15 protein-coding genes are annotated in these 20584 nt (G+C 71.6%); 12 read left to right on the top strand and 3 right to left on the bottom strand.

All coding sequences use genetic code 11. The features are described from left to right. Nucleotides 1-7: 7 nt before the first annotated feature. Together K330_RS20240 and K330_RS0108905 are read right to left on the bottom strand one after the other, a co-directional pair. Nucleotides 8-1678: a SulP family inorganic anion transporter gene (locus K330_RS20240; protein WP_022921488.1), complete on the bottom strand. Its 1671-nt coding sequence runs from the start codon at nt 1676-1678 to the stop codon at nt 8-10. After that, nucleotides 1675-2226 (bottom strand): ArsR/SmtB family transcription factor, encoded by a 552-nt coding sequence (locus K330_RS0108905; protein ID WP_308423435.1) that lies wholly within the window; start codon nt 2224-2226, stop codon nt 1675-1677. The genes K330_RS20240 and K330_RS0108905 overlap by 4 nt, the downstream gene beginning before the upstream one ends. Between K330_RS0108905 and dnaE the strand changes: the two genes are divergently transcribed. The 9 genes from dnaE to K330_RS0108860 all read left to right on the top strand — a co-directional run bounded on the left by dnaE (nt 2220) and on the right by K330_RS0108860 (nt 16354). Further along, nucleotides 2220-5804, top strand: a complete 3585-nt coding sequence (gene dnaE, locus K330_RS0108900) for a DNA polymerase III subunit alpha (protein WP_022921486.1) — start codon at nt 2220-2222, stop codon at nt 5802-5804. The two genes, K330_RS0108905 and dnaE, sit on opposite strands and share 7 nt — an antisense overlap. Before the next feature lie 138 nt (nt 5805-5942). Beyond that, nucleotides 5943-6911 (top strand): hypothetical protein, encoded by a 969-nt coding sequence (locus K330_RS0108895; RefSeq protein ID WP_022921485.1) that lies wholly within the window; start codon nt 5943-5945, stop codon nt 6909-6911. A gap of 2 nt (nt 6912-6913) precedes the next feature. Then, nucleotides 6914-8902, top strand: coding sequence for a S8 family serine peptidase (locus K330_RS20235; protein ID WP_022921484.1), 1989 nt, complete (start codon nt 6914-6916; stop codon nt 8900-8902). A 12-nt stretch (nt 8903-8914) separates the two neighbouring features. Next, nucleotides 8915-9271, top strand: a complete 357-nt coding sequence (locus tag K330_RS0108885; RefSeq protein WP_022921483.1) for a hypothetical protein — start codon at nt 8915-8917, stop codon at nt 9269-9271. Then, complete coding sequence (locus tag K330_RS0108880; protein WP_022921482.1) at nt 9268-9912, top strand: hypothetical protein; 645 nt, start codon at nt 9268-9270, stop codon at nt 9910-9912. The genes K330_RS0108885 and K330_RS0108880 overlap by 4 nt, the downstream gene beginning before the upstream one ends. Nucleotides 9913-9973: 61 nt before the next feature. After that, the gene (locus K330_RS0108875; protein WP_022921481.1) at nt 9974-12112 is read left to right on the top strand and encodes a S9 family peptidase; all 2139 of its coding nucleotides are present in this window, start codon (nt 9974-9976) and stop codon (nt 12110-12112) included. 200 nt (nt 12113-12312) lie between these two features. Then, nucleotides 12313-13290: an ATP-grasp domain-containing protein gene (locus K330_RS0108870; RefSeq protein WP_022921480.1), complete on the top strand. Its 978-nt coding sequence runs from the start codon at nt 12313-12315 to the stop codon at nt 13288-13290. 44 nt (nt 13291-13334) lie between these two features. Next, on the top strand, nt 13335-14684 hold the full coding sequence (locus K330_RS0108865; RefSeq protein WP_022921479.1) for a M20 family metallopeptidase: 1350 nt from the start codon (nt 13335-13337) through the stop codon (nt 14682-14684). Nucleotides 14685-14773: 89 nt separating this feature from the next. Beyond that, complete coding sequence (locus tag K330_RS0108860; RefSeq protein ID WP_022921478.1) at nt 14774-16354, top strand: AbgT family transporter; 1581 nt, start codon at nt 14774-14776, stop codon at nt 16352-16354. 177 nt (nt 16355-16531) lie between these two features. Here K330_RS0108860 and K330_RS0108855 read toward each other — a convergent pair whose 3' ends face one another. Further along, nucleotides 16532-17578, bottom strand: a complete 1047-nt coding sequence (locus K330_RS0108855; protein WP_022921477.1) for a zinc-dependent alcohol dehydrogenase family protein — start codon at nt 17576-17578, stop codon at nt 16532-16534. Nucleotides 17579-17713: 135 nt separating this feature from the next. Between K330_RS0108855 and K330_RS0108850 the strand changes: the two genes are divergently transcribed. The 3 genes from K330_RS0108850 (at nt 17714) to K330_RS0108840 (ending at nt 20520) form a co-directional block, all read left to right on the top strand. Beyond that, nucleotides 17714-18139: an HIT family protein gene (locus K330_RS0108850; RefSeq protein WP_022921476.1), complete on the top strand. Its 426-nt coding sequence runs from the start codon at nt 17714-17716 to the stop codon at nt 18137-18139. After that, nucleotides 18136-19293 (top strand): FUSC family protein, encoded by a 1158-nt coding sequence (locus tag K330_RS0108845; RefSeq protein WP_022921475.1) that lies wholly within the window; start codon nt 18136-18138, stop codon nt 19291-19293. Before K330_RS0108850 ends, K330_RS0108845 begins: the two co-directional genes overlap by 4 nt. A gap of 87 nt (nt 19294-19380) precedes the next feature. After that, on the top strand, nt 19381-20520 hold the full coding sequence (locus K330_RS0108840) for a baeRF3 domain-containing protein (RefSeq protein WP_156875751.1): 1140 nt from the start codon (nt 19381-19383) through the stop codon (nt 20518-20520). Nucleotides 20521-20584 lie beyond the last annotated feature (64 nt).

Raw genomic sequence — 20584 nt, 5'->3', positions numbered from 1 at the left:
GGTGAGGTCAGCCCGTCGGGACCGGCTCGCCGAGCGGCGCGGCCGGGGGCGAGGCGGCTGCGCGGCGCACGTGGCCCCTGGCGTGCTCGAGCGCGTCGGGGAAGGCGTCGAAGAGGTGCCGTCGGTCGCGCAGGGCGTCGATGACGCCGACCGAGCGCATGAGGGCCATGTGCTGGCTCGGAACCCCCTTGATGAGCACGGTGACGCCCTGGCGCTCCAGGGCGCGGACGATCTCGGCCAGGGTGTTGGCGCCGGTGGCGTCCAGCGTGCGCAGCTGGGAGAAGGCGAGGATGACGACGTCGATGTGACCCTCGGCCTGGACGTCGCTGCGGACGCGCTCGGCGGCGCCGAAGAACATCGAGCCGGACAGCCGGTAGACCGCGATGCGCTCGTCGGCGGGGTCCGGCGCGCTGTCGATCGGCTCCCGGCGGACGCCGCTGGTGCGGGCGACGGCGCGCAGGGCGAAGACCGCCGCGACCGCGATGCCGATCTGGACCGCCTCGACGAGGTCGACGAGCACCGTGACCACCATGGTGAGCACCAGCACGACGGCGTCGGAGCGGGTGGAGCGCAGGATGGTCCGGATCTCGCGGGCCGGGACCATCCGCACGGCGGTGAGCATCAGCACGGCGGCCAGCGCGGCCATCGGGATGCGGGAGACCGGCCCGGAGGCGAGGTAGATCACGCCGAGCAGGACGAGGGAGTGCGTGATCACGGACAGCCGGGTGCGCCCGCCGGCACGCACGTTGACGGCCGTGCGCGCGATGGCGCCGGTAGCGGGTATGCCGCCGAACGCGCCGGAGGCGATGCACGCCATACCCTGCCCGACGAGCTCGCGGTCGGGGTTGTAGCGGGCGTCGCCCGACAGGTCGACCGCCACCCGCGCCGACAGCAGCGACTCGATGGCTGACAGGGCGGCGACGGCGATCGCGGCGGTGAGCACCGTCTGCAGGAGCGCGGGGTCGACCGAGGGGAGCGTGGGCACCGGCAGCGAGGAGGGGATCTGCCCGATCCGGGCCAGCGGCAGGTCCAGCACCTCGGCTGCGACGGTCACGAGGACGATGGCCAGCAGGGAGACGGGGAGGCGGTCGTTCCACAGCGGAACGACGAGCATGAGCGCGACGACCACGGCGACGACCGCCAGCGGCCACACCGCAGCGGCCCAGTCCGCGCCCTGCAGCGCGTGCCAGGCTGCGGTGACAGGCCGGGTGCCCGCCTCCACCGGTCCGAGCACGAGCGGGACCTGCTGCAGGAAGATGATGACGCCGATCCCGGCGGTGAAGCCGGCGATCACCGGCCACGGGACGAGCCCGATCAGCTGGCCCAGCCGCAGCGCCCCCGCGACCATCAGCATCAGGCCGGCGAGGATGCCCACGACCGCCAGCGCGGCCACGCCGTGCTCGCCGACGATCGGCACGAGGACGACGGCCATGGCCCCCGTCGGCCCGGACACCTGGACGTTGGACCCGCCGAAGACCGCGGCCACGAGGCCGGCGACGACGGCGGTGACGAGGCCTGCGGCGGCGCCGGCCCCGGAGCTGATGCCGAAGGCGAGCGCCAGGGGGAGTGCGACGATGCCGACGGTCGCGCCCGCCGCCAGGTCGGAGCGCCAGTGCCGCGGGACGTCGGCGTAGTCGGCCGGGCTGGGCAGCAGTCCCCGCAGGGCGGCGAGACTCATCGTGCCGACTCCAGCCGGGTGGCCAGCGCGAGCTGCTTCTGCTGGGTGGTGAGCCGGTCGAGGAGGAAGGAGCGGGCGACCGCCAGCAGGTCGGCGACCTGCGGGTGGGCCAGCTCGTAGGTGACGGCGTTGCCGCTGCGCGTGGACGTCACGACGTGGTGGCGGCGCAGGACGGCGAGGTGCTGGGAGAGCAGCGACGCCTCGAGGCCGAGCGCGTCGAGAAGGTCGCTGACGGGGCACGGGCCGCCGGCGGCGACGAGGATCTCCAGGATCCGCACGCGGGCGGGGTGGGCCAGGGCCTTGAAGAGGTTGGCCTTGATCTCGTAGAGCGGGGCGTCGGGGGAGCTGTCGGGCACGGTTCCTCGGATCGAGATAGGATGGTTTGATGAATTTAGCATCTGCTCAATCCGCTCGGAAGAGCTGTCGGGTGTGCGGTCCGCCGCGCCGGACCCTGGCGTCGGTGCAGGTCGGCGCAGCGGCCCGGACGAGTCGGTGACCGGCTCGTCATACCTGTCGGTGGGGCGATCTAGGATCGTCTGCGATGTCATCGCCAGCCAGCCCCGCGCAGAACTTCGTCCACCTGCACAACCACACCGAGTACTCGATGCTCGACGGTGCGGCCCGGATCGAGGACATGCTCTCCACCGCGGCCGACCTGGGCATGCCGGCGATCGCGACGACCGACCACGGGTTCATCTTCGGCGCCTACGAGTTCTGGAAGACCGCGCAGAAGTACGACGTCAAGCCGATCATCGGCCTCGAGGCCTACCTGACGCCGGGCACGCACCGCACCGACAAGACCCGGGTGAAGTACGGCGAGGGTGGCCGCGACGACGTCTCCGGTGGTGGTGCCTACACCCACATGACGATGCTGGCGCGCAACAACAACGGCATGCACAACCTCTTCCGGATGGCCTCGCTGGCCTCGATGGAGGGCTACTACTTCAAGCCGCGCATGGACCGCGAGCTGCTGGAGCAGTACGGCCAGGGGATGATCGTCACGACCGGCTGCCCGTCCAGCGAGGTGCAGACGCGCCTGCGGCTGGGGCAGTGGGACGAGGCGGTGCAGTGGGCCTCCGACCTCAAGGACATCTTCGGCGCGGAGAACGTCTACGTCGAGCTGATGGACCACGGCATCGCCATCGAGCGCCAGACGCGCCAGGACCTGCTCAGGCTCGCCAAGGAGCTGAGCCTGCCGCTGCTGGCGACCAACGACCTGCACTACACCACGCAGGAGGACGCCAAGGCGCACTCGGCGCTGCTGTGCGTGCAGTCTGGCTCGACGATGCAGGACCCCAACCGGTTCAAGTTCGACGGCGACGGCTACTACCTCAAGACCGCCCAGGAGATGCGCCACATCTGGCGCGAGCTGCCCGAGGCGTGCGACAACACCCTCGTCGTCGCCGAGCGTTGCGACATCTCCTTCACCGAGGGGGAGGGGCGCTACATGCCCCGCTTCCCCTGCCCCGAGGGTCACGACGAGACCAGCTGGTTCCTCTCCGAGGTTGAGACCGGCCTGCAGCGGCGCTTCCCCGAGGGGGTGCCGGACTACGCGACGAAGCAGGCCGCCTACGAGTCCGAGGTGATCATCTCCAAGGGCTACGCCGGCTACTTCCTCGTCGTCGCCGACTTCATCAACTGGGCCAAGAAGAACGGCATCCGGGTGGGGCCGGGTCGTGGTTCGGGTGCCGGTTCCATGTGCGCCTACGCGATGGGCATCACCGACCTCGACCCGATCCCCCACGGCCTGATCTTCGAGCGCTTCCTCAACCCCGAGCGCAGGTCGATGCCCGACTTCGACGTCGACTTCGACGACCGGCGACGCTCCGAGGTCATCCGCTACGTCACCGAGAAGTACGGCGACGACCGCGTGGCGATGATCGTCACCTACGGCACGATCAAGGCCAAGCAGGCCCTCAAGGACGCCTCGCGTGTGATGGGCTACCCCTTCGCGATGGGCGAGAAGCTCACCAAGGCGATGCCGCCGGACGTCATGGGCAAGGGCATCCCGCTCACCGGGATCCACGACCCCGACCACAAGAGGTATGGCGAGGCCGGCGAGTTCCGCGAGCTGCTCGTCGAGGACCCGCATGCCGCCGAGGTCTTCGAGACCGCCAAGGGCCTGGAGGGCCTGAAGCGTCAGTGGGGCGTGCACGCGGCCGGCGTCATCATGTCCAGCGAGCCGCTGCTGGACGTCATCCCGATCATGCGCCGCGACCAGGACGGCCAGATCATCACCCAGTTCGACTACCCGACGTGCGAGACCCTCGGGCTGGTCAAGATGGACTTCCTGGGCCTGCGCAACCTCACGGTCCTCGACGACGCGATCAACAACATCAAGGACAACCGCGGCGAGGACATCGACCTCGACGCGCTGTCCAAGGACATGACCGACGAGGCGACCTACAAGCTGCTCGGTCGCGGTGACACGCTCGGCGTCTTCCAGCTCGACGGCAACGGCATGCGCCAGCTGCTGCGGCTCATGCGCCCGGACAACTTCGAGGACATCTCCGCGGCGCTCGCGCTCTACCGGCCCGGCCCGATGGGCGTGAACGCCCACACCAACTTCGCCCTGCGCAAGAACGGCCAGCAGGAGGTCGTCCCGCTCGACCCGCAGCTGAAGGGCAAGCTGCAGCCGCAGATGGAGGAGGCGCTCGGGCCGATCCTGGGCAACACCTACGGTCTCTGCATCTACCAGGAGCAGGTGATGGAGATCGCCCAGAAGCTCGCGGGGTACACGCTCGGCAACGCCGACCTGCTCCGCCGGGCGATGGGCAAGAAGAAGAAGGAGGTGCTCGACGCCGAGTACGTCCCCTTCTCCGAGGGCATGAAGGCCAACGGTTACAACGAGGCGTCGATCGCCGCGCTGTGGGGCGTGCTGGTCCCCTTCTCCGACTACGCGTTCAACAAGGCCCACACCGCGGCCTACGGCGTCATCTCCTACTGGACCGGCTACCTCAAGGCCAACTACCCGGCCGAGTACATGGCAGCCCTGCTCACCAGCGTGGGCGACGACAAGGACAAGACCGCGCTCTACCTGGCCGAGTGCCGGCGGATGGGCATCGCGGTGCTGCCGCCCGACGTGAACCAGTCGGTCGCCAACTTCGCCGCGGTCGGCGACGACATCCGCTTCGGCCTCTCCGCGATCCGCAACGTCGGCCGCAACGTCGTCGCCGGGATCGTGGCTGCGCGCGAGGAGAAGGGGGAGTTCACCTCCTTCGAGGACTTCCTGCGCAAGTCGCCGGTGGTCGTCTGCAACAAGCGGACCATCGAGTCGCTGTGCAAGGCCGGCGCGTTCGACAGCCTCGGGCACACCCGCCAGGGTCTGGTCAGCGTGCACGAGAGGTATGTCGAGGCGCTCGTGGACGAGAAGCGCCAGGAGGCGATCGGGCAGGACAGCCTGTTCTCCGGGTTCGGCTTCGGCGACGACGGGCAGCCCGACGAGAGCATGCAGATCGTCACCCTGCCACCGGTGCCCTCCCTGGAGTGGGACAAGTCGGTGCTGCTTGCCTTCGAGCGGGAGATGCTCGGCCTCTACGTCTCCGACCACCCGCTCAACGGCATCGAGCACATCCTGTCCCAGCACGCCAGCGCCTCGATCCTGGAGATCGTGGGCGAGGACGGGGCCAAGGACGGTGACTTCATCACCGTCGCGGGGATGATGACCAACCTGCAGCTCAAGCGCACCAAGAACGGCGACCCCTACGCCCGCCTGTCCATCGAGGACATGGCCGGCTCGATCGACGTCGTCTTCTGGCCCAAGACCTACATGACGATCTCGACGATGCTGGCCGAGGACACCGTCGCCGTGGTCAAGGGCCGGCTCAAGAAGGGCGACGACGGCTCCGAGCTGCTCGCCAACGAGCTGATGCTGCCCGACATCAAGCAGGGCCCGCGCGGGCCGGTCGTGCTCAACATGCCGCTGTCCCGCGCCACCGACGGGCTCGCGCACAAGCTCAAGGGCGTCCTGACCAACCATCCGGGCAGCACCGAGGTGCACGTCAACCTGGTGCAGCCAGGACGCAACGTGCTGCTCAAGCTCGACGAGTCGCTGCGGGTGAAAGCCTCGGCGGAGCTCTTCGGCGAGCTGAAGGCGCTGCTCGGGCCGGCCTGCATCAGCGGCTGACCCCGGAGGTCGCCGGCCGGCCGGCGTAGAGGGCGTATCTGCGCCGGTCGCCCCGTCTCTGCGCAGATGGGTCTTGCGCGCGGGTTCGGCTCAGGAGGAGCATGAGCCCCCAGCGGTATCGGGCCCTTTCGGGGAGGCATGATGCTGGTGCAGTACTCGCTCTCGTTCGATCCGGCCACGGACCCGTCCCGGCTGCTCGACCAGCTGCGGACCAGCCTGTGGAGCCTGCGCCGGCACAACACCCGCGTCCCCGCGGTCGTCCTCGTCCACGACGAGCCTCCCGCCGGGCTGCCGGAGATCTGCCGCACCTACGGTGCGGACCTCCTCGAGATGGGCTCGTATGCCGCCCGCCTCGCCTCGCTGTGCCCCGAGGGCTGGCCGGTGCTGGCCGCGAACCCGACGCTGCACAAGTTCCTGTCCCACGGCGCCCTGGGCCCTGTCGACCGGGTGCTGTGCTGCGACGCCGACACCCTCTTCGCCGGCGACGTCGAGGACCTGGCCGCCCGCTACACCGAGGCCGACGTCTACGCCCGCGAGGAGGTGCACACCGGCCCCAGCCGCTACGGCCCGGACCGGGACTTCCTCGACTTGCCCGCGCTGCTGCGCCTCGTGCACGGGCTGGGCGTGCACGCCATACCCCCCTTCAACACCGGGGTGGTCCTGCTCAACCACGGCCGCAGCACGCACCTGGCGGCGCTGCACGAGTGGTTTGTCCGGTGCGTCTGGCACCTCGTGGTGTGGATGTCGCTCACGCCCGCCCACACGGCGGGCAGCGGCTACGGCACGCTCGAGCGTGTCGAGGCCGCCCACCTGCTGGCCTCGGGGGAGCAGCGCGCGCGGGCGCTGCCCTATCCGTCGGCGAACCAGTGGATCGTCGAGGAGGTCGCCACCTGGCTCTCGCTGGGCGCCCTCCCCGGGCTGACCACCGGGTTCCTGTCGCCCGCGCACGTCGCGCAGAACGGTGAGCTGGCCGACCCGGGGGCGACCCCGGTCGACCGTTGGCTGCTCTGCCACTACTTCTCCACCGACACCCGCACCGCGCTGGGCTGGCTCGCCCACCGGTCCACGCCCACGGCGGTGCTCATGCCCATGCACACCAGGAGCTAGCAATGGCCAACGACGACGACAACCCGGCGACAGGCAACAGCACCCGCAGGACCACGAAGAGCACGACCAGGTCCAGGAGCGCCGCGAAGGGGAAGGGCAGCTCGCCGCGCTCGTCCGGGCGGGGTCGGGACTTCCCCGACCTCATCTATGCGGTGGCCTCGCCCCCGTCCGTGGGTGGGACCTCCCTCTTCACCCCCGACGTGGTGGCGACCGCCGAGACCGTCGACGCCTTCGTCTCCTCCGACGACGACGTCCAGCAGGCCGCCGCCGCGCTGGAGGACGCCGGCTTCACGGTGCTGCAGGTCAGCAACCTGCTCATCAACTTCGCCGGGGACGCGCAGACCTTCGAGCAGGCCTTCGGTGCGCACCTCTTCACCGAGCAGAGGGCCGTCATCAAGCCGGGTGCGGTGGAGGCGGAGGCGACCTTCATCGACAACGCCGACACCGCGGTGCCCGGCCTCGTCGAGACCGAGGGCACCGAGTTCGCCCAGGTGCTGGAGGGTGTCGCGATCGAGGAGCCCTACTACCTGCACGCGCCGCTGTCCCTGCCGCCGATCGTCGACTACTGGCACCTGCGCGTCCCCGACGACGTGTCTGTGGCGCTCAACGCCGAGCGGCCGCACCGCAACGGCATCACCGGCAAGGGCATCCGGGTCGCGATGGTCGACACCGGCTTCCAGGACCATGCCTTCTTCACCGACCACGGCTACCGCGTCGAGCCGACCACGCTCGGCCCGGGCACGGCCGACCCGACGATCGACGAGAACGGTCACGGGACGGGGGAGTCGGCCAACATCTTCGCCACCGCCCCCGACATCACGCTCTACCCGGTCAAGACGGCGACCGCCTCGGGTGCGCTCGTCAACGTCACCGCGGCCTTCAACGCCGCGGCAGCACTGAACCCCCACATCATCACCAACAGCTGGGGCTCGAGCCAGCGGTTCGGGCCGCTCAGCGCGGCCAACCAGGCGCTCGCCGCGGCCGTCGCCGGCGCGGTGGCCAACGGCATCATCGTCTGCTTCTCCGCCAGCAACGGCGGCTGGGGCTTCCCCGGGCAGCACCCCGACGTCATCTCCGTCGGCGGGGTGCACCGGCGTCCGGACGGCACGCTCGAGGCCTCCGACTACTCCAGCGGCTTCATGTCCAACATCTACCCCGGCCGCCGAGTGCCCGACGTCTCGGGACTGGTGGGGATGCTGCCCAGAGCCGCCTACCTCATGCTGCCCATCCCGGCCGGCTGCGCCATCGACCAGGGCAGCGGCGGCGGCACGCACCCCAACGGGGACGAGACGGCGACGAACGACGGATGGGGCGCCTTCAGCGGCACCAGTGCCTCCTGCCCGCAGATCGCCGGCGTCTGCGCGCTGATCCGGCAGGTGTGCGCGCGGCTGACCCCGGCGCAGGTGCGCCAGGTGCTCATGGACACCGCCCGGGACGTCACCCAGGGCACCAACCACCCCAACTTCGGCAACTCCGCGGTGGTGGGGCCGGACACCGCCACCGGCAACGGGCTCGTCGACGCCCACCGCGCGGTGCTCATCGCCAAGCTGCGCTGCATCGTCGGTCCGGTCGTGCCCGTCGTGCCGATCCACCCGGCGATCGGCCCGGTGCGCCCGTTCCGTCCGGTGCTGCCGACGCTGCCGGTGCGCCCGATCCACCCGGCGATCGGGCCGGTGCGCCCCATCCACCCGGCGATCGGCCCGGTGCGGCCGTTCCACCCCGTCATCGGGCCGATCCTGCCGTTCCGGCCGCCGGTGCTGCCCTTCCGGCCGCCGATCGACCCCGGCCCCTTCGAGGAGCAGCCGGGATGGCAGGAGCCGGGTCAGCAGGCCTACGGCGCCGAGCAGGTCATGGGTGGTGCCGAGCAGGCCATGGGTATGGAGCAGCCCGGCGCCGCGCCGGCCCCCGGCCAGGGCTCTGGCATCACCGCCGAGGACCTGGCCGAGCTGGAGCGCTTCATCATCGAGTCCGACAACCCGCCCGAGATCTGAGGGAGGCCGAGCATGTCCGTCCCACCCTCGGTGCCGTCGCCGCCGCCGGACCACGGCGACGGGGGCAGGGCCGTCGTGGCCCTCGTCCTGGCCCGGACGACCGAGGCCGTCGACGCGGTCGCCGGTCGTCTGACCGAGGCAGGCTTCGCCTGCGGCCCGGCCAGCGGCCCGACCTTCGCGGTCGAGGCACCGGTCGCGACCTTCGAGGACACCTTCGGCGTCGCACCGGTGCCGGCGGCCGACGGGGGCTGGACGACGGAGGTCGGTGACGAGCTGCCCCTCTCCGGCCTGCCGGAGGACCTGCAGCGCGAGCTCGTCGCCGTCGCCCTCGAGCGGCCCGCCGAGCTGCACGGTCCGGAGCCGACATGAGCACGGCGACCCTGCCCGGGGCCGCGCAGCGCCTGCTGCGCGGCCCCGTGGGGGCGGCCGGCGGCGTCATGGTCGTCGACGGGCTGCCCGAGCCGGGTGTGCTCGGGGCGCTGACGCAGGAGGCGCACAGTCGCTACGCAGAGTCCGACCGGCAGGACGTCGACGTCGACGACGGGACCGCCGGTCGTGGAGGCACCCCGGCGCGGCACCTGTACACCTCCGGCGGCGGCCCGGTGCAGGACGCGCTCTACAACGCGCCGTGGCTCAGCGACTATCTCTCGCACCTGTGCGGGACCCGGGTCCGCCCGACAGGCACCCGCGGCAGCTACAGCTACTACGTGCACCCCGGCGACCACCTCGGGCTGCACCTGGACATCGAGACCTGCGACGTCACCCTGATCAGCGTGCTGCGCGACGACGCGGGACCAGACCGGCCCTCGGGCGGGCTGCTCGTCCACGCCGCCCACCTGGGCCGGGACCTGCACGAGGTCCGCAGGCTCGGCGAGGTCGGCCTGGGCCTGGTCAAGGCCGCTCCCGGCCAGAGCATCGTGCTGCTCGGCGGTCTGCTGCCCCACGAGACCCTGCCGGTCGACCCGGGCGGGACCCGCATCATCTCGGCGCTGTGCTTCGTCGCGGGGTGAGCGAGCACCCGAGCGCGTGCTGCATACCCGAACTCGGCGACGCACAGGTAGCGTTGGGCGGGTGACTGCCGAGACCACGCGCCCCCTCCCGCCCGTCGCCGAACGCCGCGACACCGTCCGCAGCCACCACGGGGAGGACGTCACCGACCCCTACGAGTGGCTGCGCGACAAGGAGGACCCGGACGTCGTCGCGCACCTCACCGCGGAGAACTCCTACACCGAGGCGATGACCGCTCACCTGGAGGGCCTGCGCGAGTCGATCTTCGGCGAGATCAAGGGCCGCACCCAGGAGACCGACCTGTCGGTGCCGGTGCGCCACCGCGACTGGTGGTACTACACGCGCACGATCGAGGGCCAGCAGTATGCCGTGCACGGCCGGATCGCGGTCGGCGAGTCACCCGACCGCCCCGTGCTCGACCCGGGGGCGACCCCAGAGGGTGAGCAGGTGCTGCTCGACGGCAACGCGGAGGCCGAGGGCCTGGAGTTCTTCTCCCTCGGCGCCTTCGACGTCAGCGCCTCCGGCGACCGGCTGGCCTACGCCGTCGACACCAGCGGTGACGAGCGCTTCGACCTGCGCATCAAGGACCTGGCGACCGGCGAGGTCATCGACGAGGCCGTCACCGGGATCGGCTACGGGACGGCCTGGTCGGCCGACGCGGCGCACATCTTCTACACCCGTGTCGACGACGCGTGGCGCCCCTTCCAGGTGTGGCGGCACGAGGTCGGCGCGGCGGCCGACAGCGACGTGCTCGTCTACCAGGAGGACGACGAGCGCTTCTGGATGGGCGTGGGCAGCTCGCGCGACGACCGGCACGTCGTCATCGGCCTGGGCAGCAAGAACACCTCCGAGTTCCGGCTGCTGTCGGCGGAGGACCCGCTGGGCGAGTTCCGCGTGGTCGCGCCCCGGCAGGAGGGTGTGGAGTACGAGGTCGAGCCGGCCGGCGGTCGGCTGTGGATCGTGCACAACCGCGAGCACCGCGACTTCGAGCTGGCGGTCGCCCCGCTGGAGAGCACCTCGGCGCAGGACTGGCGCACCGTGATCCCGGGTGAGGAGGGCGTGCGGGTCAGCGGCGTCGAGGCCTTCTCCGGGCACCTGGCGCTGTCGCTGCGACGCGACGGGCTGACCCAGGTGCAGGTCCTGCCGCTCTCGGCCGCCGGACTGCCCGTCGGGCACGGCTACCAGGTGCCGGTCGAGGAGGAGGTCTACTCGATCGAGACCGGTGCCAACCCCACCTACGACACCGAGACGCTGCAGGTCGTGGTCGAGTCGCTGGTCACCCCGCGCAGCATCTACGACCTCGACCTGGTCAGCGGCGAGCTCGACCTGGTCAAGCGCCAGCCGGTCCTCGGCGACTTCGACCCGGCCGACTACCAGCAGCACCGCCTCTGGGCGACCGCCGCGGACGGCACGCAGATCCCGATCTCGCTCGTCGCCCGCAAGGACGTGCGGCCCGACGGCACCAACCCCGGGCTCATCTACGGCTACGGCTCCTACGAGATCTCCATCGACCCCTACTTCTCGGTGTCGCGCCTGTCCTACCTCGACCGCGGTGTCGTCTACGCGATCGCGCACGTGCGCGGCGGCGGCGAGATGGGGCGTGGCTGGTACGAGACCGGTCGCATGGAGCACAAGCGCAACACCTTCACCGACTTCGTCACCTGCGCCGACCACCTCGTCGAGAGCGGCTGGGTCGCGCCGGACCGGCTCGCGGCCGAGGGCCGCTCCGCCGGCGGCCTGCTCATGGGTGCGGTGCTCAACCTCGCACCGGAGCGCTTCCGCGTCGTCCACGCCGGCGTCCCCTTCGTCGACGCGCTCACGACCATCCTCAACCCGGCCCTGCCGCTGACGGTGGGCGAGTGGGAGGAGTGGGGCAACCCGGTCGAGTCGGCCGAGATCTACGAGATCATGCGCTCCTACAGCCCCTACGAGAACATCCGCGAGACCGCATACCCGGCGATCCTGGCGACCACCGGCCTCAACGACACGCGCGTCTTCTTCGTCGAGCCGGCCAAGTGGGTCGCGCGCCTGCGCGAGACCGTCACCAACGACCCCGCCGAGCGGCCGATCCTGCTCAAGACCGAGATGGTCGCCGGCCACGGAGGCAAGACGGGCAGGTATGACGCGTGGCGCGAGACCGCCTTCGAGATCGCGTTCATGGTCGACCAGCTGGGTGCCACCGAGGCCGTGGGCGGCAGCTGACCTGCGGGCGGTCCTGACTCTCTGACGGGAGTGTGGCGAGCCGCGCGCAACCTTCGTGCGAGTCTGTCGTGTCACATCGGTCGTCTGGACGACACGTGTGACACGACAGCGACGCACGTCGGTGCGGGAGGGCGCGCGCGGCGCCCCTCTTGAGCCACCGCGGGGGAACACGAGCCGCCCCTCACCGTGTTGACCGTGCCATGACCGCCCCCAGGATCTACGCCCTGCACGAGAACCCCGAGTGGTTCCCGCCCTTCGCCCAGGCTTTCGCCGAGGAGGGCGTGGAGGTCGAGGAGTGGCTGCTCACCGAGGGCACCCTCGACCTTGGTGCGAGCCCGCCGGAGGGGATCTTCTGGTCGCGGATCAGCGCCTCCGCGCACACCCGGGACCACGGGTTGTCCAAGGACTACACCCGCGCGGTGCTGTCCTGGCTCGAGTCGCACGGTCGGCGCACGGTCAACGGCCGCCGGGTCCTGGAGCTGGAGATGAGCAAGGTCGACCAGCTCACGGCGCTGCGGGCCGCGGGCATCCAGACCCCGCGCACGGTGGCCGCGATCGGCCGTGACCAGGTGCTGCGCGCCGCCCAGGGCTTCCCGACCCCGTTCGTCACCAAGCACAACCAGGGCGGAAAGGGCCTGGGGGTGCGCCGGTTCGACACCTACGACGAGCTGGTGGCCTATGTGGAGTCCGAGGAGTTCGAGGAGCCGCAGGACGGCATCACGCTGGTCCAGGAGTTCGTCGTCGCGCGGGAACCGCGGATCACGCGCGTCGAGATCGTCGGCGGCGAGTTCGTCTACGCCATCGACGCCGACACCGCGCGCGGCGGCTTCCAGCTCTGCCCGGCCGACGCGTGCGCCATCGACCCCGAGACCGGCCGCCCGATCATGCCTCCCGGCGCCACGGTCGAGCCTGAGGCCGACCAGCAGCTGTTCTCCCTGCGGGAGGGCTTCGACCACCCGATCATCGACCAGTACATCGAGTTCGCCCGGACCAACGGCATCGAGGTGTGCGGGATCGAGTTCATCGAGTCCGTCGACGGGCGGCTGCTCACCTACGACGTCAACACCAACACCAACTACAACGCCGCGGTCGAGGCGGTGGCTCCGCGCTCCGCGCCGCGCACGCTGGCCCGCTACCTCGCCTCCCTCGCCAGCCCGGTGGTGACCAGCGGCGTCTGAGATCAGATGGCGGCGCGGCCGGACGCGTGTATATCGTGCCCGGCATGAACGCGTCACGGCCGTCGGTCTCCACCGCCTTCCTCGACCGGCTCGAGGCCCAGACGCAGGCGACGATGGCCGCCGCCGAGCCTCCGTCGACCCCCTTCGCCGGGGCGCCGAAGGCTGACCGAAGCCACCTGACCGCGACGGTGGAGGAGGCCGCCGGCGAGCTGCACCGCATCGTGCGGACCCTGCACGCCGACCCCGAGGTGGCGTTCGAGGAGACCCGCTCCGCGGCGCTGCTGGCCGAGGTCATCACGAACCTCACCGGGGCGGCGGTGCAGACCGGCGCCCACGGCGTGCCCACCGCCCTGCGCGCGGAGGTCGCCACCGCGGGGTTCGACCCGCAGCGGCACCGCACGGTGGCCGTGCTCAGCGAGTATGACGCCCTGCCGGAGATCGGGCACGCGTGCGGGCACAACGTCATCGCCGCGACGGGCGTGGGCGCCTTCGTGGCGCTGGCCCGGCTGATCTCCTCGGGCAGCAGCCAGGTGGAGGGCAAGGTCGTCTTCCTCGGCACCCCCGCCGAGGAGGGTCACTCCGGCAAGGAGGTCATGGCCGCCGAGGGCGCGTGGGAGGGACTGGACGCGGCCGTGATGACGCACCCCTACGGGTATGACGTGGTCGACGTGCTCTTCATCGGTCGCCGCCTGCTCCGGGTCACCTTCACCGGGCAGCCGGCGCACGCCTCCGCCCAGCCGTTCCAGGGCCGCAACGCGCTGGACGCCGCCAGCCTCGCCTACCAAGCGATCGGGCTGCTGCGGCAGCAGATGCCGCCCTCGGACCGCGTCCACGCCGTGATCACCGACGGCGGCACGCGACCCTCGATCATCACCGACAGCTCCACCATGCAGCTCTACGTGCGCTCGGCCTACCCCGAGACGCTCCTGGACCTGTCCGCCCGCGTCGAGCGGATCATGCACGGCGCGGCGATGATGACCGACACCTCGGTCGAGGTCGAGTGGGACCACTACCCGCCGTCGTTGCCCGTGCGCGGCAACCTCACCCTCGGTGCCCACTGGGCGAGGTCGCTCGCCGAGCGCGGGCGCGAGGTGCTGCCCGCCGGGGTCGTCCCAGACGTCCTCGCCGCCTCCACCGACTTCGGCAACGTCAGCGTCCGGGTCCCCGGCATCCACCCCATGATCGCCGTGGGCACGCCCGACCAGGCCCTGCACACGCGGGAGTTCGCCGACGCCGCCGGCGGGCCGCGCGGTGAGGCGGCCGCGGTCGACGGCGCCATCGGCCTGGCCCACTCGGCGTGGGACTTCCTGGCCGACGACGAGCTGGCCACCGCCGTCGCCCAGGAGTTTGCCGACGCCGGCGGCCCGCTCGACCCGGCCACCTACTTCGCCTGACCGACCGCGCCCGCCCCGGCGCGACCGCATACCCCTGACGTCCTACCGCCCCACCCCGACCTGCCCCACCCTGACCCTGCAGGAGTGCCATGAGCAGCACGACCACCGAACGTCGCACCTTCACCGACCGGATGCTCACGGGCGTCGAGAACGTCGGCAACAAGCTGCCCGAGCCGTTCACCCTCTTCGTCATCCTCTTCCTGCTCACCGGGGTGATCTCCACCGCAATGGCGTGGTCCGACGTCTCCGTCGTCGTGCCCGGCGGTGACGGCGAGCCGGTGGTGATGCAGGGCCTGTTCACCGGCGAGGGTCTGGCCTGGTTCACCTCCAACCTGGGGGAGAACTACCTCGGCTTCCCGCCGCTGAAGACCGTGCTGCCGATCCTGCTCGCCGTGGGCATCGCGGAGAAGACCGGCATGCTCGGCGCCGTCGTGCGCAAGTCGTTCGGCTCCGCGCCGCGCTGGATGCTGCCCTACGTCGTCGGCCTCGTCGGCGTGACCGCCTCCATCATGGCCGACTCCGCCTTCATCGTCGTGCCGCCGCTGGCCGCGCTGGTCTTCAAGGCGGCCGGCCGTCACCCCGTGGCCGGTCTGCTCGGCGGTTTCGCCGCGGTGGGCGCGGGTTACTCCACCGCGCTCGTGCCGACCTCGCTCGACGCGCTGTTCGCCGGCATCACGACCGCGGTCATGGAGACGCTGCCGGGGATCGAGTACGCCCCGGTCAACCCCGTCTCGAACTACTACTTCAACATCGCCGCCGCGATCGTGCTGGGCATGCTGTGCGGCTTCATCATCGACAAGGTGCTCGAGCCGCGGCTGGTGCGCCAGGGGGTGACCACCGAGCGCTCGGAGGAGGCGCAGGAGGGCGAGCGCGAGGTCGCGGAGGAGCCGAGGGCCGAGCTGAGCCCGCGGGAGAACACGGCGCTGCGCCTGTCCCTCCTGGCCGGGCTGGCGTTCACCGCACTGCTGCTGGTGGCGGTCCTCCTGCCCGGGTCGCCGTGGCGCAACGAGGAGGGCGGCTTCCTGCCCCGCTCGCCGCTGCTGTCCTCGATCGTCTTCATCGTCGTCGCCTACTTCATGCTCATGGGCGCCGTCTACGGGCGCGTGATGGGTGTGCTGCGGTCGATGAAGGACGCCGTCACGATGATGGGCCAGGCGCTGGGGGACATGATGAGCTTCCTCGTCCTGGCCTTCATCCTGGGCCAGTTCATCGCGCTCTTCGCCTGGAGCGGGCTGGGGTCGTGGATCGCCGTCCGCGGCGCCGAGGGACTGCAGGCCAGCGGCCTGACCGGCTTCCCCGCCGTCCTCGGCTTCATCCTGCTGGCCTCGCTGCTCAACCTCTTCATCATCTCCGGCTCGTCCATGTGGACGCTGATGGGAGCGGTCTTCGTGCCGATGTTCGCCCTCATCGGCCTGGAGCCGGCCTTCACCCAGGCGGCGTTCCGCGTCGGTGACTCTGCGACCCAGGTCATCACGCCGCTCAACCCCTACATGATCGTCATCCTGGGCCTGCTGCGCCGCTACGAGCCCGATGCCGGGCTGGGCACCGTCATCGCCCGGCTGCTGCCGTTCGTCGTGCCCTTCTGGCTGGCGTGGGCGACCCTGGCGGGCGTCTGGTACTTCGCCGACCTGCCGCTCGGCCCGGGGAACGGCGTCTTCCTGGGCGAGTGAGGACCCTCGTGCGCTGCTGTCGTGTCACATCGGTCGTCCCAACGACCGATGTGACACGACAGAGCTGCACGAAGGTTGCTCGTGCCGGGTCGCGGCTCGCGCGGGGACGCCGTGGGCCGGCGCGACGGCGCCCGACCCGACCCCCTGCGCCGGGCCGGGCGTCGGGCGCCCCGGCTGTCAGGCCGTCACGATGACCTTCAGCGCGTGCTCGTCGGCGGCGCGCGCGAAGGTGTCGTAGGCCTCCTCCCACTGGTCGAAGGTGAACCGGTGGGTGACGAACTTCTCCGGCGCGATCTTCCCCGCCGAGATGTCACCGAGCAGCTGCTCGGTGGTCGTGGCGTTGACGAGCCCGGTCGTGACGGTGATGTTGTTGATCCAGTCACGCTCGATCGGGAAGCTCACCGGCGCGCCGTGGACGCCCACGTTGGCGACGCGGCCGCCGGGGCGGATGGAGTCCAGGCAGGTGGTGAAGGTCGCCGGGATGCCGACCGCCTCGATCGCCACGTCGACGCCGCCCCCGCCGCGGCCCATCGCACGTAGCTGGTCGACGACGTCGGGCCCGGCCTCGAGGGTGTCGGTCGCCCCGAAGTCGCGCGCCGCCTCGAGGCGGAACTTGTTGCCGTCCACGGCGATGACCTTGGCCGCACCGGATGACGCGGCGGTCATGATCGCCGCGAGCCCCACCGGTCCGGCGCCGATGACCGCGACGACGTCGCCGTCCTTGACGTGGCCGTACTGCACGCCGATCTCGAAACCGGTCGGCAGGATGTCCGAGAGCATCGCACCCTGCTCGGGCGTGACGCCCTCCGGCAGCGGGATCAGCCCGTTGTCGGCGAAGGGCACCCGCACGTACTCCGCCTGGGTGCCGTCGATGAGGTGGCCGAAGATCCAGCCGATGCCGCCCAGGGTCTGGCAGTGGGAGGTCAGCCCCCCCTTGCAGTAGTCGCACTCCATGCACTTGCTGATGCAGGAGATGATCACCCGGTCACCGACCTTGACCCTCGTGCAGGCCTCGCCGACCTCGGTGACCACGCCGACCCCCTCGTGCCCGAGGATGCGGCCGTCGGTCACCGCCGGCACGTCGCCCTTGAGGATGTGCAGGTCGGTCCCGCAGATGGTGGTGGTCTCGACCTTGACGATGGCGTCCGTGGGGTCCTGCAGGACGGGGTCCGGGACGTCCTCCCAGGCCTTGGAGCCGGGTCCGTGGTAGACGAGCGCCTTCATGTGCGCTTCCTTTCGCCGTGGCGCCCGCTGCGCGGTCGGCGGTGGCCCCGTCGACCGTCGACGTCCGGGCTGCACCTTGATCCTACGGTATGTAGTAGCGCCGGGTGAAGGGCTGTGGCGTGCCATCATCGGCGCGTGGACTGTCTGTTCTGCCGCATCGTCGCCGGCGAGGTGCCCGCCGAGGTCGTCCTCGAGACGGACGCGGCGGTCGGCTTCCTCGACACCCGGCCGGTGTTCAAGGGGCACGTGCTGCTGGTGCCGCGTGACCACATACCCACGCTGACCGACCTGCCCGACGATCAGGTGACGCCGCTGTTCACCGCGGCACGCACGGTGGCCGGGGCGATGACGCAGGTCCTCGGGGCGCAGGGCTCGTTCGTGGCGATGAACAACGTCGTCAGCCAGTCCGTGCCGCACCTGCACGTGCACGTCGTCCCGCGCACCAAGGGCGACGGCCTGCGCGGCTTCTTCTGGCCGCGCACGAAGTATGCCGAGGGTGAGGCGGCGGACTACGGGCGCCGGCTGCGGGCGGTGCTGGCACCAGGGGCCGACCCGGGGTGAGCACCGACCCCGACCGCAGGCGGGACCCGGCGCAGTGGCTGCGGCGGGCCCGGCCGCGCACGCGGCTGGTCCGCGCGGTGCGGCGCGTCCGACGGCACGCCCCGCACCTCCTGCTGGCGGCGAGCGCCGCCGGGCTGGCCTACCTGCTGGCCAGCCTGGTGTTCACGGCCGAGGACGCGGTCTTCGCCCCGATCGCGGCGGTGGTCGCCACCGGGCTGTCCGCCGGTCAGCGGCTCGTGCGCGCGGTCGAGATCAGCGCCGGGGTCGTCCTCGGGCTGGTCATGGCCGACCTGCTCACCCGGGTCATCGGCGCCGGCCCCTGGCAGCTGGCGATCGCGGTGCTGCTGGGCATGTCGGCGGCGGTAGCGCTGCGCGCGAGCCAGCTCATGGCCAACCAGGCGGCGGTCGCGGGCGTCTTCGTCATGGTGCTCGTGCCGCTGCAGGACACCCCTGCGCTGGTGCGGCTCGGCGACGCGATGATCGGCGGCGCCGTCGCGGTCGCGCTCAACGCGGTGCTCGCCCCCGACCCGCACCGCATCGCGCTCACCACCTCCGAGCAGCTCCTCGAGCGGCTGGCCGCCGCCTACCGCGAGCTCGCGCGGGCCCTCGACGAGGCCGACCTGGAGCTGGCCCGCGCGGCCCACCGTGACCTGGCTCGGCTCGAGACGGCCGGGCGCGACCTGCAGACCGCGATCGACGCCACCGGCGAGCGGATCACGCTCGCGCCCGCGCGGGTGCGGCTGACGCAGCGGCGCCGGCTGCGGGCGATCGAGCAGCTGGCGGTGCGGGCCGGGATCATGGTGACCTCCGCGCGCTCGACCGCCCGGGCGGTGGCGACCATCGCCCGGCACGGCAGCCACCCCCACGCGGCCCTGGTCACCTCCGTCGACGAGCTCGCCGAGGCCCTGCTGGTCCTGCGCGGCTGGGTCCGCGGCCAGGCGCAGATGTCCACGGCGCGCGACGAGGTGCTGCGCGCCGCCGTCACCGCCTCCACCGTGCTGCGGGCGGGCCCGTCACCTGCGGAGCAGGCCCTGGCGTGGCAGGTCCGCGCCGCCGCCGTCGACATGCTGCGGGTCCTCGGGCTGTCCTACGCGGCGGCCGTGCGGGCCCTCGAGGACGCCGCCGGCAGGGCCGACCGCCCGCGGCAGCCCTGACGGCATACCTCGCTTCCCGGCGCCCACCTGCGAGAGTGCCCGGGTCGGCGTAGCCTCGGCTGCAACCCCGATCGACTGGAGGACCTCATGGACTTGATGACCCGGGCCGAGTTCGAGCAGCTGGTGGGAGACGGGGAGGGCACACGGGTGTCGCTCTTCGCCCCGACCCACCGCGTGGGTGGCCCCAAGGAGGCCGACGCCGACCGCCTCCGGTGGAAGAACCTGCTGGCCGCCGTCGAGGGTGCGCTGCTCGAGGACGGGCACGAGCGGCGTGACGTCGAGCAGCTGCTCGCGCCGGCCCGGGAGCTGCACGGCGACGGTATGGCGTGGAGCCACATGGGTGACGGGCTCGCCATGTACCTCGCCCCCGGGTGGAGCGCCACCTACCGGGTCCCGCTGGAGCTGCCCGAGCTCGCGGCCGTGGGCCCCGGCTTCGTCCTGGGCCCGGTGCTGCCCCTGCTCAGCGACCAGAACTACGTCGTGCTCACGCTGAGCCAGAAGCACGTCCGCGTGCTGCGCGGCAGCCGCGACCGCATCGGCGAGCTCGACGTGCCCGCCGTGCCGGAGGCCTTCGGCGACGTCTTCGAGGCCGACGGGCCGCAGTCCGACTCCGTCCCGCGGCCCAACGCCTCGGGGCGGGCGAGCCAGGGCGGCGCGGTCTACTACGGCGCCAGCTCGACCGACAACGTGCACAAGGAGGACGTGGTCGAGTTCTTCCGCGAGGTCTCCCGCGGCGTCGAGGAGCACCTGGCGGGCCGCTCGATCCCGATGATCCTGGCCGGCCTGCCCGAGTGGGTCGCGGTCTACCGCGAGCTCAACTCCTACCCCCACCTCGTCGACGCGGCGATCGAGCACAACCCCGACGCGATGAGCGCCGAGGACCTGCGGGCCGCGGCCTGGGAGCTGGTCGAGAAGCGGCTCGAGCAGGACGGCGCCCGGCTGCTGGACCGCTTCCACGAGCAGCGCGCCCGGGGCACCGGCGCCGCCGGGGCCGAGGCCGTGGCGACCGCCGCCGAGGAGGGTCGGGTCGACACCCTGCTCATGACCGCCGACGGCTGCTACACCGGTGGCCTCGACGGGCCCGAGGTCGTCCGCCCGCTGCGCGACGGCGACGTCTGCGGCGTCGTCGACTCCGCCGCCCGCGCCACCCTCCGCAACGGGGGAGCGGTGCGCATGCTCGAGGAGCTGCCCGACGGCGCGCCGGTGGCGGCGGTGCTGCGCTACTGAGCCCCTAGGCAGCAGTGTCTGCCTCGTCACACCGGAAGGGGGTTATGCGCCGCCGCCTCTCTCG

Source organism: Ornithinimicrobium pekingense DSM 21552, from assembly GCF_000421185.1.
Taxonomy (GTDB): domain Bacteria; phylum Actinomycetota; class Actinomycetes; order Actinomycetales; family Dermatophilaceae; genus Ornithinicoccus; species Ornithinicoccus pekingensis.
Note: the sequence above shows the minus strand (reverse complement) of the source record. Positions and strands in the feature narration are given on the sequence as shown.

Excerpts from the sequence above, each read along its gene's own strand:
- K330_RS20240 (WP_022921488.1), bottom strand. The coding sequence starts at position 1,678 with ATGAGTCTCGCCGCCCTGCGGGGACTGCTGCCCAGCCCGGCCGACTAC.
- dnaE (WP_022921486.1), top strand. The coding sequence starts at position 2,220 with ATGTCATCGCCAGCCAGCCCCGCGCAGAACTTCGTCCACCTGCACAAC.
- K330_RS0108905 (WP_308423435.1), bottom strand. The coding sequence starts at position 2,226 with ATGACATCGCAGACGATCCTAGATCGCCCCACCGACAGGTATGACGAG.
- K330_RS0108895 (WP_022921485.1), top strand. The coding sequence starts at position 5,943 with ATGATGCTGGTGCAGTACTCGCTCTCGTTCGATCCGGCCACGGACCCG.
- K330_RS20235 (WP_022921484.1), top strand. The coding sequence starts at position 6,914 with ATGGCCAACGACGACGACAACCCGGCGACAGGCAACAGCACCCGCAGG.
- K330_RS0108885 (WP_022921483.1), top strand. The coding sequence starts at position 8,915 with ATGTCCGTCCCACCCTCGGTGCCGTCGCCGCCGCCGGACCACGGCGAC.
- K330_RS0108880 (WP_022921482.1), top strand. The coding sequence starts at position 9,268 with ATGAGCACGGCGACCCTGCCCGGGGCCGCGCAGCGCCTGCTGCGCGGC.
- K330_RS0108870 (WP_022921480.1), top strand. The coding sequence starts at position 12,313 with ATGACCGCCCCCAGGATCTACGCCCTGCACGAGAACCCCGAGTGGTTC.
- K330_RS0108865 (WP_022921479.1), top strand. The coding sequence starts at position 13,335 with ATGAACGCGTCACGGCCGTCGGTCTCCACCGCCTTCCTCGACCGGCTC.
- K330_RS0108860 (WP_022921478.1), top strand. The coding sequence starts at position 14,774 with ATGAGCAGCACGACCACCGAACGTCGCACCTTCACCGACCGGATGCTC.
- K330_RS0108855 (WP_022921477.1), bottom strand. The coding sequence starts at position 17,578 with ATGAAGGCGCTCGTCTACCACGGACCCGGCTCCAAGGCCTGGGAGGAC.
- K330_RS0108840 (WP_156875751.1), top strand. The coding sequence starts at position 19,381 with ATGGACTTGATGACCCGGGCCGAGTTCGAGCAGCTGGTGGGAGACGGG.